The organism is Dyella marensis, assembly GCF_900112865.1.
GTDB classification, from domain to species: Bacteria; Pseudomonadota; Gammaproteobacteria; order Xanthomonadales; family Rhodanobacteraceae; genus Dyella_D; species Dyella_D marensis_A.
On record NZ_FONH01000003.1, the window covers coordinates 254,903 to 269,266 of the forward strand.

At 65.0% G+C, this 14,364-nt stretch carries 12 protein-coding genes and 1 pseudogene; 5 read left to right on the forward strand and 8 right to left on the reverse strand.

Translation table 11 applies throughout. The annotated features are described in order from the left end of the window. Positions 1-216 precede the first annotated feature (216 nt). The 3 genes from BM172_RS06780 (at position 217) to BM172_RS06790 (ending at position 3,185) form a co-directional block, all read left to right on the forward strand. Positions 217-1,131: a sensor histidine kinase gene (locus BM172_RS06780; RefSeq protein ID WP_197022882.1), complete on the forward strand. Its 915-nt coding sequence runs from the start codon at positions 217-219 to the stop codon at positions 1,129-1,131. After that, positions 1,128-1,853, forward strand: a complete 726-nt coding sequence (locus BM172_RS06785) for a LytR/AlgR family response regulator transcription factor (protein ID WP_026636119.1) — start codon at positions 1,128-1,130, stop codon at positions 1,851-1,853. Before BM172_RS06780 ends, BM172_RS06785 begins: the two co-directional genes overlap by 4 nt. Before the next feature lie 99 nt (positions 1,854-1,952). Beyond that, positions 1,953-3,185: an aminotransferase class V-fold PLP-dependent enzyme gene (locus tag BM172_RS06790; RefSeq protein WP_026636120.1), complete on the forward strand. Its 1,233-nt coding sequence runs from the start codon at positions 1,953-1,955 to the stop codon at positions 3,183-3,185. 11 nt (positions 3,186-3,196) lie between these two features. Here the strand turns inward: BM172_RS06790 and BM172_RS06795 are convergent, their stop codons facing one another. Next, on the reverse strand, positions 3,197-4,168 hold the full coding sequence (locus tag BM172_RS06795; protein WP_026636121.1) for an aldo/keto reductase: 972 nt from the start codon (positions 4,166-4,168) through the stop codon (positions 3,197-3,199). A gap of 7 nt (positions 4,169-4,175) precedes the next feature. Beyond that, positions 4,176-5,057 carry an EamA family transporter gene (locus tag BM172_RS06800; protein ID WP_051548909.1) on the reverse strand — a complete coding sequence of 294 codons (882 nt, stop codon included), beginning with the start codon at positions 5,055-5,057 and terminating at the stop codon, positions 4,176-4,178. A gap of 66 nt (positions 5,058-5,123) precedes the next feature. On the opposite strand from BM172_RS06800, the gene BM172_RS06805 reads away from it, so the two are divergent. Beyond that, the gene (locus tag BM172_RS06805; protein ID WP_177218793.1) at positions 5,124-5,699 is read left to right on the forward strand and encodes a CGNR zinc finger domain-containing protein; all 576 of its coding nucleotides are present in this window, start codon (positions 5,124-5,126) and stop codon (positions 5,697-5,699) included. Positions 5,700-6,924: 1,225 nt separating this feature from the next. Here the strand turns inward: BM172_RS06805 and BM172_RS06810 are convergent. The 6 genes from BM172_RS06810 to BM172_RS06835 all read right to left on the reverse strand — a co-directional run bounded on the left by BM172_RS06810 (position 6,925) and on the right by BM172_RS06835 (position 12,273). Beyond that, positions 6,925-7,203 (reverse strand): hypothetical protein, encoded by a 279-nt coding sequence (locus BM172_RS06810; RefSeq protein ID WP_026636123.1) that lies wholly within the window; start codon positions 7,201-7,203, stop codon positions 6,925-6,927. A 551-nt stretch (positions 7,204-7,754) separates the two neighbouring features. Then, positions 7,755-8,150, reverse strand: a complete 396-nt coding sequence (locus BM172_RS06815; protein WP_026636124.1) for an arsenate reductase ArsC — start codon at positions 8,148-8,150, stop codon at positions 7,755-7,757. After that, positions 8,141-8,629, reverse strand: a complete 489-nt coding sequence (locus BM172_RS06820; RefSeq protein ID WP_026636125.1) for an ArsI/CadI family heavy metal resistance metalloenzyme — start codon at positions 8,627-8,629, stop codon at positions 8,141-8,143. The genes BM172_RS06815 and BM172_RS06820 overlap by 10 nt, the downstream gene beginning before the upstream one ends. After that, positions 8,626-8,967 (reverse strand): ArsR/SmtB family transcription factor, encoded by a 342-nt coding sequence (locus tag BM172_RS06825; protein WP_026636126.1) that lies wholly within the window; start codon positions 8,965-8,967, stop codon positions 8,626-8,628. The genes BM172_RS06820 and BM172_RS06825 overlap by 4 nt, the downstream gene beginning before the upstream one ends. Positions 8,968-9,095: 128 nt before the next feature. Further along, on the reverse strand, positions 9,096-10,712 hold the full coding sequence (locus BM172_RS06830) for a family 43 glycosylhydrolase (RefSeq protein ID WP_026636127.1): 1,617 nt from the start codon (positions 10,710-10,712) through the stop codon (positions 9,096-9,098). Between the two features lie 22 nt (positions 10,713-10,734). Next, complete coding sequence (locus BM172_RS06835) at positions 10,735-12,273, reverse strand: GH39 family glycosyl hydrolase (protein WP_051548912.1); 1,539 nt, start codon at positions 12,271-12,273, stop codon at positions 10,735-10,737. A gap of 292 nt (positions 12,274-12,565) precedes the next feature. Between BM172_RS06835 and BM172_RS06840 the strand changes: the two are divergent. Continuing rightward, a pseudogene (locus BM172_RS06840) lies at positions 12,566-14,272 on the forward strand (monovalent cation:proton antiporter-2 (CPA2) family protein); the annotation flags it as partial. Positions 14,273-14,364 lie beyond the last annotated feature (92 nt).

Here is a 14,364-nt window from a genome sequence, read left to right on the forward strand (position 1 = left end):
AGCCGGCAGCGGACCGGCGCACCACCGAGCACGACAGCCATGCACGCCTCGCCGACGCGACCTGCCGTTCCACCGTTCTGGCTTCCGCTCGCGGCGGGCCTGCCGCTGACGCTGTGCATGGCCATCCTGGCGTTGCCGGAAGCGGGGCATGGATATGCGATCGCCTATCGCACGTTCTACGCGGCGGCCTATCTGTTCTGGATCGTGCCGCTGAGCATGCTGCAGCGGGCCTTGTGGCGCCGGCGCGTGTCGGCGTGGACCACGGTCGCCGTGTTGCTGGTGGCGACCTACGTGCCATCGGTCATCAACAGCGTGATCGGCGGATGGGCGGCCTTGCACTTCGGGCTGATTTCGTCGCTGCCGCTGCAACGCATTTTCACCGGCCTGGACGGTTGCTGGCTGCCGCTGATCGCCTTCTGCGCCATCCATGCCCTGGTGCTGCACTACACCGAACTGCAGCAGTCGCGCCTGCGCGAGGCGGAGGCGGCGCGCCTGGCCCAGGAGGCGCAATTGCGCGCGCTGCAATATCAGCTGCAACCGCATTTCCTGTTCAACACGCTCAACAGCATTTCCTCCTTGGTCGCCGTTGGCCGCGGTGCGGATGCCACGCGCATGCTCGCGCGCCTTGGCGATCTGCTGCGCGATTCGCTGGAACGCAGCGATGCGCGCGAGGTGACGCTGGCCGAAGAGCTGAGCACTACCGAGCATTACCTGGATATCGAGAAGGCCAGGCTCGGCCGCCGGCTGAACGTGGAGATGCGCATCGGCGCTGGCGTGCTGCATGCGCTGATGCCGCCTTTGTTGCTCCAGCCGCTGGTGGAGAATGCGATTCGGCATGGTATTGCGCCGAGGGTGGAGGGCGGAACGCTGGCGCTGCACGTCGAGCGGCAGGGCGAGTGGCTTGGGATCGAGTTGCGCAACGATGGTGTGCCTGTTGACGAGCGTGGCGATGGCAATGGGCGTTCGAGTGCCGTCGGCCTGAACAACGTTCGCCAACGCCTGGGTGCGCTCTATCCCGAGGCGCACGAGTTTCGGCTGGATCTGGCCGATGACGGCTCATGCCAAGTGCACATCCGCTTGCCGTTGCGCCTGTCGTCGTCGCCTCGCGATGCGGAGGCGCTCACCGCATGATGCGCGTGCTGGTGGTGGACGATGAGCCCCTGGCGCGCGGCGGCGTGCGTGCGCGGTTGGCCGCGCATGCCGACGTGCAACTGGTGGGCGAGGCGGCGGACGGCGTAGCGGCGATCAAGAGCATCGAATCGTTGCGCCCGGACCTGGTCTTCATGGATGTGCAGATGCCTGGCCTGGACGGCCTCGCGGCCTTGCGCCACCTGCCGCCGGCCGAACGGCCCTTGTCCATCCTGCTCACCGCTTACGACCACTTTGCCGTGGGTGCTTTCGAGATCCAGGCGCTGGATTATCTGCTCAAGCCGATCGATGACGAGCGGTTCCGGGAGTCGCTGGATCGGGCTCGTGCTGCTTTTCGTCATCGCGTAGCGGGCGAGGCTGCACCTGCGGTCTACGCGAAGCGCTTTACTGTGCGTACTGGCCAGCGTATCGCCGTTGTCGATGCGGACGAGATCGATTGGATCGAAGCTTGTGACGACTATGCCGGACTGCACGTGGGGCCGCGCGTACACCTGCTGCGCGAACCGCTGCACCAGCTTGCAGGACGGTTGGACCCGGCGCAGTTCGTGCGCGTCCATCGCTCGGCGATCGTGAAGCTGGACCGGATCGCCGAGCTGGAGCCGCTGGTGAATCGCGACTGCTTGGTGCGGTTGCGGGATGGGACGCCGTTGAGGGTTAGTCGGACGTATATTGATCAACTGAACGCGGCACTGGCGGTGCGGTGAGTCAAAAGGGGCGCAATAAGCGTCATCGAACCCCAATCGCTGCAGCGCGTTAATTCATCGCGTTACTGGTGGAATCAACTCATCAAGGAAAACCGAGTCGTGTCGCTTGCCATTGCTCCTTTGCTACCCCGCGATGTCTTCGATTTCCCACCCGGCACCCTCTGGCTTTCTCACTGCAAGGACGGCCCCGTTCCGCGTGCGTCTGCGCAGCGCCTGAGCGACCTCCTGAGCACCGAACTCCACCCTTGGGCCCTGCGCTGGAACGAGGACTTCCTCGACATCCAAGCCTCTCTCCGGCAAGCCGGCGCTGCTCTCTTTGGCGTTGACGTCCACGACCTCAGCCTCACCACCTGCACCTCCACGGGACTACAAGCCGTCTCCCTGGGCTATCCCTGGAAAGAGGGCGACGAGGTGCTGATTCCGGTGGGCGAATTTCCCAGCAACCGGTTGCCATGGCTTGCGCTCGAATGCAAAGGCGTCCGCTGCCGCGAGGTGGCGCTATGGCCGGGGCAGGCAGTCAACGCGGCGGTGCCGCCCGACGCCAGCATCGAGCCGGAACAACACCTGCTCGATGCGATCGGACCGAGCACTCGTATCGTTTCCGTTTCCTGGGTGCGTTATCAGGATGGTGTTCGCCTCGATCTCGCCAAGCTGGGGCGCGGTTGCCGCGAACGTGGCGTCCATCTGGTGGTGGACGGCATCCAGGGTGCCGGCACGATGGTGCCTTCGTTCGAGGGCGTGAGCGCCTTTGCCACCGGTGGGCATAAGGGGCTGCTCGGATTGCAAGGGCAGGGCTTGCTATGGACCGATCCCGTCCTCCGCGAGTTGCTGATGCCGGTGGGCACCTGGCTGTCGGCGCCGGACGCATTTTCTCAGTCCGGTACTCAGGCTGCAGCGAGCTCGCCCTGGGCCGCCGATGGCCGCCGGCTGGAAGCGGGCAGTCCCTCGATTCTTTCGTGCGCCGCGCTGGCCAGTTCGATCCAGATACTGCTGGATCATGGTGGCGCGCCGGCCATACAGGCTCATGTGGTGGGGCTGCAAAATGCTTTGCTGGCGGAATTGGCGGGTTCGGCTGCCTGGGTTTCCGAAGCCGCCCGCCTGGACAGTCTGGTACGCGCGGGCAAAGTCGGCTCCATCCTCTCGTTCGTGTTATCCACCGACCATTGTGAGCGGCTATGGAAAGCAGCCGAGGCCGGCGGCATCAGCACCAGTATCCGGGAAGGCTATCTGCGCATCGCGTTTCATGGTTGGCACTCGGGCCAGGATGTGGAGCGATGCGCGGCGTGGTTGTTGACTGCGAGCAGCAGCGTGGATAGCGGCACGCATTGTTGACGAGTAACTGGTTACTCATGTCCCAGCACTCGATGCGGCCTATAAGGCGCCTCCAACCGCGCGCAATCTTCTTCTGCAAGCGTCAACCCTACCGCTTCCACAGCCTGCTCAAGTTGGTCCTTCCGTGTGGCGCCGATGATCGGAGCACTCATGCCCGTTCGACTAAGCAGCCAGGCTAGAGCAATTTGCGCCTGCGGAACTCGCCGTTCCTCCGCAAGCGCCGCCACCGCATCCACCACCCGATAATCGTCCTCGCTGTAATACAACCCCTGCCCAAATACATCGCTCTGCGCTCGCACTGTCGCGACATTATCCCGTGGCCGCGCCAGAAAACCTCTCGCCAACGGACTCCACGGCAACACTCCAATCCCAGCATCCCGACATAACGGCAACATCTCCCGCTCTTCTTCCCGATACACCAGGTTGTAGTGGTTCTGCATCGAGATGAAGCGTGTCCAGCCTTGGCGCTCGGCGGTCATCAACGCCTTCTGGAACTGCCACGCATACATGCTCGACGCGCCGATGTAGCGCGCCTTGCCGCTGCGCACGATGTCGTGCAGCGTTTCCAGGGTTTCCTCAAGTGGCGTTTCGTCGTCCCAGCGATGGATCTGGTAGAGGTCAACGTAATCCATGCCAAGACGGGTGAGCGAGGCATCGATGGCGTGCAAAAGATGCTTGCGGGAAAGGCCGCGCTGGTTCGGTCCGGGGCTGGTGGGGTAGTAGGCCTTGGTGGCGACTACGACTTCTTCGCGTCGCGCGAAGTCGCGCAGGGCGCGGCCGAGTACGCGCTCGCTCTCGCCGCCGGAATACATGTCGGCGGTGTCGAAGAAATTGATGCCCAGTTCCAGTGCGCGGCGGAGGATGGGGCGGCCTTGTTCTTCGCTGAGGATCCAGGGCTTGGCGTGTGGGTCGCCGTAGCTCATGGCGCCGAGGCACAGACGCGATACCTTCAGGCCGCTGCGTCCGAGGTTGACGTATTGCATGGCGCGCTCACTCCGCCGGCCGATGCAGCGCCACGCCGGCCGCCACCAGCGCCACGCCCTGGATATCTACTGGCGTCGGCATCTGGCGCAGCACCAGCACGCCGATGATGACCGCGGTCGCGGGCAGCAGGGCCACGAACAACGCGTAGGTCGCACGCGGCAGGCGCGCCATCGCCAGCTGGTCGAACACATAGGGGATGACCGAGGAACTGAGGCCGACGGCAATGCCGGCGCCGAGTGCGATCGGATCCAGCAGGGCGGGGGCGGCGTCGCGCAAGCCGAGCGGAGAGATCGCCACGCCCGCCACGATCATCGCCGCGCCCAGCCGGTCGATCGGACTGGTGGCCGGATCGGCGCGGGACACTGCATGCGCCAGCACGATGTACGCCGTGAACAGGCCGGCATTGGCAAAGGCCCAGAAGAACGCCTCCGGCGCACCGCCGAAGCGCACCTGGGTGAGCAGCGAAACGCCGGCCGCGGTCAGGCCCAGCGCCACGATATTGCGTCGCGAGCGCACACCGGCGAGGGCGAGCGCTACCGGTCCGATGAATTCGATGGCCGCGACGGTACCCAGCGGCAGGGCGGCGATGGCCTTGTAGAACGAGTAGTTCATCAGGGCGAAGACGCCGCCCAGCGCAATCATGGTGGCCTGCGCGCGGCGCTCTGCCGACAGGAAGGCCCGCCACGGCCGGCGCCACAGCGCGAATACCAGCGCCGCCGAGACGATGCGCAACCAGGCGACGCCGGGGACCGGCACGCGTGCGAACAGCAGTACGGCGAACGAGGGGCCGAGGTAGTGAAAGATGGCGCTGCCGACGAAATACGCATGGGGAGGGATACGGTCAGCCAGCGGCGGTTGGTTATCTGTCTTACCGTCTAATGTATTCATGGTGGTGAGATTTATACGCTCGGAAAACTCACCTGTCAAAATCATATAGCTGGTAAGATGCGCCGCATGGACGCACTCAACCTCAATCCGGATGGCTATGGCGGCACCTACAAGCTGATCGGCGGTCGGCCCAGCCTGGACTTCGTGAATACGATCAGCTGGCCTGAGACCGAGCGGGAGCACGACTGGCTGGCGTTGCCGGAGAACGTGCGGCGCTGGTTCGCCGCGATGGACCTGCCGTTCCCGCGCGGCAAGGCGGTGGATCTGGCGCCGCTCTACAAGGCACGCCAACTGCTGACCCGCGTGTTGCGGCCACTGGCGCACGACACGCCAGCATCCGATGCTGCCATTGCGGAACTCAGCCGGATGGTGGCGAAGGCTTATCAATTGCGCGAGATCGAGCCGCGCACGCTGGCCTGGCATTGGCCGGAACCGTCGTCGGCGTCAGAAGCCCTGGCGCCCATCCTGCTCGATGCCGCGGAGTTGGTGACGGCCGCGGATCACGAGCGGTTGCGTTACTGCCCGTCCTGCGATTGGCTGTTCGAGGATCAGACTCGCAATGGGCAGCGTCGCTGGTGCGATATGGCGGATTGCGGGAGTCGCGATAAGGCGCGGCGGTATTACCAGCGGACGAAGGGGTAGTTGTTCGGGTTTCTTGCGCTTGTCGCGATCCTCGGCGTGACGCTCCGCCCGGCCCCTCACCCCAGCCCTCTCCCCGGAGGGGAGAGGGGGCATGGTGGTGAGATTCAGCGCCGCGCTCCGATTTGGAACTCTTCTCCCCTCCGGGGAGAAGATGCCGGTAGGCAGATGAGGGGCCGGGGCTCGCCTATTGGCTGGGTAGCATCGGAGCTCACCGCTCGTCATTCCGGCGTAGGCCGGAATCCAGTAGCGAAAACCCAGGGTTTCGCGACAACGCCGGTTTGGCTTTTCGCGACCATCGGGCGGCGTCGCTACTGGATTCCGGCCTGCGCCGGAATGACGAGCAAAGCGCCGGCGTAGGTTGGGGTGAGCGCAGCGAACCCCAACGTCGGCACATCGATATGCACCGCAACGTTGGGGTGCGCCTGCGGCTTACCCCAACCTACGACGGTGGTTACGGCGGCTCGCCTCCCACCACCGTCATTCCGGCGCAGGCCGGAATCCAGTGACGACATCGTTCGGTAGTCGCGAAAAGCCAAACCGATGTTGTCGCGAACAGCCCAGGTTTTCGCTACTGGATTCCTGCCTGCGCAGGAATGACGAGCAAAGAACGGCGTAGGTTGGGGTGAGCGCAGCGAACCCCAACGTCGGCATATCGATACGCATCGCAACGTTGGGGTGCGCCTGCGGCTTACCCCAACCTACGGCGGTGGTTACGGCGGCTCGCCTCCCACCACCGTCATTCCGGCGCAGGCCGGAATCCAGTGACGACATCGTTCGGTGGTCGCGAAAGGCCAAACCGATGTTGTCGCGAACAGCCCAGGTTTTCGCTACTGGATTCCTGCCTGCGCAGGAATGACGAGCAAAGAACGGCGTAGGTTGGGGTGAGCGCAGCGAACCCCAACGTCGGCACATCGATGTGCACCGCAACGTTGGGGTGCGCCTGCGGCTTACCCCAACCTACGACGGTGGTTACGGCGGTTCGCCTCCCACCACCGTCATTCCGGCGCAGGCCGGAATCCAGTGACGACGTCGTTCGGTGGTCGCGAAAAGCCAAACCCATGTTGTCGCGAACAGCCCAGGTTTTCGCTACTGGATTCCTGCCTGCGCAGGAATGACGAGCCAAGAACGGCGTAGGTTGGGGTGAGCGCAGCGAACCCCAACGTCGGCATGTCGATACGCATCGCAACGTTGGGGTGCGCCTGCGGCTTACCCCAACCTACGGCGGTTACGACGGTTGCTGTTGCCATTGCAGGCGTAGATGCGCCTGCGTGGCGCAGCGGGTGCCCATTTCGATGAAGGCGGCGATGCCGTCGAGCATGATTGGAAGTCGATGGGCATCGACACTGCCGCGTTCGTGCACCAATTCCGCCAGCAGTTTGACCGCGTGGTAGGCGTATTGAAGCCACTCGGTGGCATCGTTCAACAGTTCATCCGGCTCTGCGTTCGGGTCGGAGAAGTAGTTGGTGTGTCGAATGATCCAGGGTTCGCCAAAAACGTTGTTCATAAGCAACTCCTTGCTAAGCGCCGCAGCTTCGCTCCGTAAACGGCATGCCGCAGACAACACGACAGGCCGCGATCACACGGACTCGAGGGTTCACCGGCGGCTCGAAGGTTGAGCGCCGGGCGGCTTGATTGAGGAAGTGGGTGCGGGGCTAGGAGGTTTCGCTATGGCACAGCCTTACGCGCCGGGTAGGACGGCTCGGAAAACTGTCTACGAAAACTCTTAGCCTGCGGTTCTTCAACCGTGTCCGCGGTGTCGTCGGACAGCCCGGGTGGGCGGTGAGGATGTCGCCGTGGGGATCGGCGAGCGCTTGCGTACCGTATGATCTGGGGTAGCCATGATCAACTGCTCCAAGTTGGTGATGGTCAGCGGGTCAGGGGTGTTCTCAGCACCCTTGGCCCGCGCTTCTCACAGCATTGCTGCCATGGTTGCCCGCGACGCGTACTCGAAACACTCCGCGGGCAACGCGATTCAAGCTATCAAAGCAACCCCAAATTGTCTTTAGTCGAAATCCGATTTGCAGAGGGCTTGGATTTCGCCGCCCGCGCGCTTCGTCACAAGCTTTCCAACAGCCGCTTCACCCGCGCCCCGATATCGTCACGCACCGCGCGATAGCCATCGTCATCCATATGCTTGGGATCGGGCAGGTTCCAATCCTCGCGCCGCTTTGCCGGCACCCATGGGCAGCTGTCACCGCAACCCATCGTCACCACGGCATCGAACTCGCCATCGATGTCATCCAACGATTTGGACGCATGCCGGCTCAGGTCGTAGCCCAGCTCCGCCATGAAACGCACGGCCTTCGGGTTGATGAGCCCGGAAGGCCGCGAACCCGCGCTTTGCGCATCGACATCGGCGCCGCCGTATATGTGCGCGAACGCTTCCGCCATCTGGCTGCGGTTGGCGTTCTCCACGCAGACGAAAAGTACGCGCTTCATGCTCAGCAGCAAGCCGAGCCTGGCGCGCAACCGGAGCGAGGAGCGGCAGCCACGGCTTCTACCGGGCTGGCCGCCGGCGCACAGGTCGCACCCTCAGTGCCGCACATCGCCTGGCTGGCGTAGTAGGACGTCGCTGCGCCTACTGTATGGAAGGTTTCCCAGCGCGTGCCCTGCGGATCCTCCGTCCATAGCTTGTCCGACTGCGCATAGCAGCAAACTGCACCGGCTTCCGGCATCACGGTGCCGCCTGCGGCATCGAGTCGATGACCCAGCTCGGCGAGTTCGTCGCCGCTCTCTGCCTGGATGCCCAGGTGATCGACGCCCGGGTTGCGTCCGGTCTGCGAGATGGCAAAGTTCACGCGCGGATCGTCCAGCATCCACTTGGCGTAATCGTCCTTGCGCACGGCGGGCTCGGCGGCGAACAGCGCGGTATAGAAGCGGATGCTGGATGCGAGATCGGCAACATTGAGGTGCACGTGGAAGCGGTTCATGTCTTCTTGCCTCTCTTGGAGGGTTTGCAGGAACTGACGGGTGCGCAGTTGCCGCCGCCCGCGCAGCAGTTTTCGGTGAGGTAATCGATAAGCCCGTTCATCTGCGCGTAGTTGGCGCGCACGCGGATAACGCGGCCTTCGCGCTGGTCGATCACCAGGTCTGCAGCTCGCAGCGTATTGAGATGCGCAGTCAGCGTGGCGCCGGGAGCGCCCAGGCGTTCCCGCAATTCGCCTACGGCGAGGCCTTCGGTGCCGGCCTGGACCAGTTCACGGAAGGCGGTGAGGCGGGTTTCATGGCCCAGTGCGGCCAGGGTGGCGAGTGCGGTGTCTGCGTCCATGGATTCGATATTTCCAGAATTATGGAAATATCGCAAGTGGCCACTTGGCGGGTTACCGGGCGAGCATCTGCCAGCGAAGCGTGCTTCCCGATCCTGCTGCCAGTTTGGTGGACGCAAAAACGCTGCGGCTAGGCGCTGGCGTCCAACGCCCGATACCGGAATTCCCGCAGCACGACGCTGCCCTCATTCGCGCTGTAGATGCCGATCTTCAGCGCCAGGAACCCGCCGAACACATTGTGATGGATGCCGGACACCTCCATCCGCATCGGATGCTGGACCCAGGTGCGCCCGTCATCGTGGGAGTAGTGCCATGTCACCACATGGTTGTCGTTGGTCAGGCGGATGTGCACGCGCGAGGTGGACATCGCCTGGCGGATCCAGGGATGCTCCTGCGCGTACTCGAACATCTTCATCGTATCCGGCGTAAAGCCGATGCCGACGAAGGCCTTGGGGTTGTAGAACAGCAGCAGGCCGCCCTCGGCCTTGCCGTCGAGTTCCAGGACGAGTTCCGCCTCGTACGAGCGGTCGCCCACGGTGCACACGAGCGGCGTGCTGTCGGCTGGCGATTGACCCTGCGCGGCGAGGCGCATGCCGCCTCCGGCGATGTCACGGACGCGTTGCATTTCGGTCGGCGTCGCATCGTGGAACGACCACGGCATGCCCAGCTTGCGCACGCTGAAAGGGCCCGACAATGCCATCCCATCGGCGCCGGCGCGGCCGCCCTTGGGCTTGGGCAACGGCTTGGACAGATCGCCTCCCAGCGCGCGGAACCAGCCATCGCCGGTCCATTCGATCGGCTCCAGCAATGTCTGCCGGCCCAGCGTGCGAAAGCCATTCTCATAGCCGTGATAGACCATCCACCAATCGCCCGCCGGCCCCTCCACCAGCGATGCATGGCCGCGCGACCACCACGGCTCATCGGCGTTCTTCGTCCGCACCAAGGGGTTATGCGGGCAGTGCTCCCACGGCCCGTGCACGGACTTCGAGCGCGCCGCGATCACCATATGCCCGGTCGGTGGGCCGGCGGTGCCGCCGACCGCGGTGACGAGATAGAACCACTCGCCATGCTTGAGCAGCTTGGGGCCCTCGGGCGCGAAGGTCTCCACCACCCAGTCGTCCGGATACCGCCACGCGTTATAGGCCTGCTCCAACGGGCCATCCGTGGACAGGCCATCGTCGCTCAGGCGCACCTTGCGGATGCCATTGACGAACAGATAGCGCTTGCCATCCTCGCCGACGACATGGCCCGGGTCGATGCAACCGGGGATGTTCAGGTCGATCGGCTCGCTCCACGGCCCTTCGATGCGGTCGGCCCAGATCGCGTAGATCGACCACGGTTTTCCTTCCGGCGCCGCGGGCAGATAGATGAAGTAGCGGCCGTTGTGCTTGCACAGGTCGACGGCCCAGACGGAGCCGATCGGCTTGGTCAGCGCAGGCACCACGGGCGTCCAGTTCACCAGGTCGGTGGAATGCCAGATCAGCAGCCCGGGGCAGGCGGAAAACGGCGAGAAGGTCATGTAGTAATCGCGGCCGTCCTTGAGGATGGTCGGATCGGGATGGTCGCCGGCAAGGATGGGATTGCGATAAGTGCCGTTGCCGGCATCCGCCTGGCGTTGCTGTTCGATGCCGCGGCGCCACGCTGGTCTGGTGGCGGCGTTATCGATGGCGGCTGCCTTGAGGGCCAACGGTGCGGCGGCCCCGGCCAGCATCAGCTTGAGCGTGTGGCGGCGATGTGGGTCGGTCATGCGCGACTCCGTCGGTGCAGGTTCAAGGTTTGCCGGTGGGCGAGAGTTCGATCAGCACCACGTCGTTGTCGCGCATGGGGATCGCCAGCCGGCCAGTGCCGGATTTGTCGATGTGCAACTCACGCGTGGTGGGCCGGTCCGCGGTGAGCTCGTGCAGCTTCTTCAGCTGCGGCGCATCCAGCGACGCCGGCGACCCCATGCGCAGGTAGGCGGTGTAGGCATCGTTGGCGTCCAAGCCGGTGCGATGGATCGTCACCTGGTAGTTGCCGGCGCGCAGGCCTTTGAGGTCGAGTCGTACGCTGCCGGCCGGAGCGACAGGTTGCACCCGCGTGTAGAAGGAGCGGTTGCTCTGCGCCTGCTGCGGTTGCCGGAATTGCCACACCAGGGCCTTGAGCGTGTTGCCATCCCAGGTGGCGATGGTCTGGGCATCGCCAGTGGCGAGCTCGCGGTCGCCGAGCCTGTGCAGGTACTTGTAGGCGAAGTACGCGGGCTTGCGGATGCCCTGCGGATTGAGCAGCCCGAAGCCGCCCTGGAACGGCGCAGTGGGCGGGCCCGGTTCCTCGAACAGATCGCTGAAGGTCCAGTAGCTCATGCCCTGCGCGAGGCCATCCACCGCCTTGAGCTTGCTCAGGATGTAGGCCGCGCTCAGGTAGGCATCGTGCACCGCGTCGCGCGGCGTGTAGCTGGTGCTCCATTCGGTGAAATACAGCGGCAGGCCGGGGCGCGCGGAAGCCTGGATCTGCTGCCGCACGCGGCGCACGTCGCCGACGATGGCATCGGGCGAGGGCGAGAGCTTGGTGTCTTCCTTGCCTTGCTCGTCGAGAAAGCCGCCGTCGACGCCATAGGTGTGCGTGGCGATGAAGTCGAGCGGCACATCGTCTTTCGCCGCGTGGGCGATGAATTCTGGCACCCATGCTGCACCGGCCGTCGCCGGACCGCCCACCCGCAATTGCGGGTCGACGCGCTTGAGCGCACGGGCGGTGGCGTCGTACAGGGCGAAGTAGGCGGCCTGGTCCGCGCCTTCCCAGAAGCCGGCCAGGTTGGGCTCGTTCCAGACCTCGAAATACCAGCGGCGGATTTCCTCGCGGCCATAGCGCTGTTCGAGGTGGCGCGCGAAAGTGTCGATCAGCGCGGTCCACTTCGCCAGGTCCGGATGCGAGGTGTTGCCCTTCCAGTAGAAGATGTGCTGGTCGGACGTCTTCATCGCCTCGGGCGTGAAGCCCAGTTCGACGAAGGGGCGGATGCCCATCGCCAACAGGCGGTCGTACAGCGTGTCGATCTTGGTCCAGTCGTAGTTCGGCTTGCCCCCATCTTCGCGATAGGTGCCGAGCACGTCGTGGAAGATGGCGTGGAAGCGGATGTAGCGGAAACCCAACTCGTCACGGACTGTCTTGAGCTGGGCGAGGCTGTCGTCACGCAACAACGTGCCGGGGTAGTCCGAGCCGATGGAAAAGGTTTCGAAGCCGCTGCGCGGCGTGGTCGGTCCGGCGACGTCGATGGAGATCGGGCGGATCGGCGTTTGCGCGTGGACTGCGCCCTGGAACATCAGCAGCAGCGCCATCGCGCGCACGGCACCACGTTTTCCCCATCCGTTCACCAGCCCTCTCCCCATCCGGTATCGCGTCGCCGGATCGTATCGGCGCACATCGAGGATGCGGGGAAAAGCGCGGCGCGGCTGATGCAAAACGTAAGCCGGCACGGCGGATATCGCAAAGCCGCACACGGCCGGCGAGAGACCGCTGCCGGCGATGCCGCGGCGCGGCATATGTCACGCCGTGCGTGACGAGGCCACCAGCCGCACAGCCCGCTTTGCTACGCTCCCGCCCACGAATCCGGCGAGGGGATGCAGGGGCATGGCGGTGGAACACCAAGGGGTGGCGTTGCTGCCGGTCATTACGTTGCTGGCGGCCGGTGTCATCGCGGCGCCGCTGTTCAAGCGGCTGGGCCTGGGCGCGGTGCTGGGTTACCTGGCCGGCGGGCTGGCGATCGGGCCGTTCGGGCTGAAGGTCTTCACCGACCCAGGCGCCATCCTGCAGGTGGCCGAGCTGGGCGTGGTGATGTTCCTGTTCCTGATCGGGCTGGAAATGCATCCTTCGCGGCTATGGAGCCTGCGCCGGCAGATCTTCGGCCTGGGCTTGGCGCAGGTTGCCGTCTGCGCGGTCGCGCTCACCTTGGTTGGCGTCCTGACCGGCTACCCGGTGGCGCCTTCGTTCGTGGCCGGCGCCGGCTTCGTGCTGACTTCCACCGCGATCGTGATGCAACTGCTGGAGGAGCGCCGCGAAGTGAACGAGCCCAGCGGCCAGCGCATCGTCTGCGTGCTGCTGCTGGAAGACCTGATGATCGTGCCGCTGCTGGCGGCGGTGGCATTCCTGGCGCCGATCGCGCCGGGCAGTCCGCTGGCGCATCGCGGCATCGACTGGAGTGCGATCGGCATCGGCGCGGGCTCGATCGTCGGCCTGCTGCTGGCCGGTCGCTATCTGCTCAATCCGTTCTTCGGCCTGCTGGCGAATGCCCGCGCACGCGAGGTGATGACCGGTGCCGCCTTGCTGGTGGTGCTGGGCTCGGCTTATGCGATGCAGCTGGGCGGCCTGTCGATGGCGATGGGCGCGTTCGTGGCGGGCGTGTTGCTGTCCGAGTCCTCGTACCGGCATCAGCTGGAAGCGGACGTGGAGCCGTTCCGCGGCATCCTGCTGGGACTGTTCTTCATCGCGGTGGGCATGTCGCTGGACCTGCGCGTGGTGGCGGCGAGCTGGCGGATCATCCTGTTCTACGTGTTCCTCTACATGGTTGCCAAGGCGCTGGTGATCTACGCGGTGGCGCGGCTGTTCCGCTCTTCGCATCGCGAGGCGACGGATCGCGCGGTGTTCATGGCGCAGGGCGGCGAGTTCGCCTTCGTGCTGTACGCCGCGGCGTCAGCCGCGGGCATCATCGACGCCGAGCAGAATGCGCAGCTGACGGCGATCATCATTCTTTCCATGGTGCTGACGCCGCTCGCGATCGCCGCGATGAACGCGATTCGCACGCGCCTTCGCCCATCCACCGAGGGCTATGAGCGGCCCGACGGGTTGAACGGCGCGGCCCTGGTGATCGGCTTCGGCCGGGTGGGGCAGATCGCCAGCCAGTTCCTGTTCGAACGCGGCTACGAGATCTCGATCATCGACACCGACGTGGAGATGATCGACACCGCGCGCAGCCTGGATTTCAAGGTGTATTACGGCGACGGCACGCGCCTGGACATCCTCGAGGCGGCCGGCGCGGGACGTGCGGGCGTGGTGCTGGTGTGCGTGGACAAGGCCGAGGAAGGCACGCGCATCACCGAGCTGGTCAAGGCCGAGTTTCCACTGGTGCCGGTGCTGGTGCGCGCGGTCGACCGCCGCCACAGCATCGACCTGATCAAGGCCGGCGCGGACCTGGAGGTGCGCGAGACCTTCGAGTCGGCATTCCTGCTGGGCCAGGCCGCGCTGACCAGGCTGGGCGTGGACCGCGCGGAGATCGACGAGATCGCCCAGCGCCTGCGCGAACGCGACCGCGAGCGGTTGCAGATGGAGATCACGGGCGGCATGTTCGCGGGTCGCGCCTTGTTCAGCGGCAAGCGCAAGGCGGCGGATAACGGCGAGAGCTGAGCGCTGCGACGGGTAATGAGCGGGGCGGA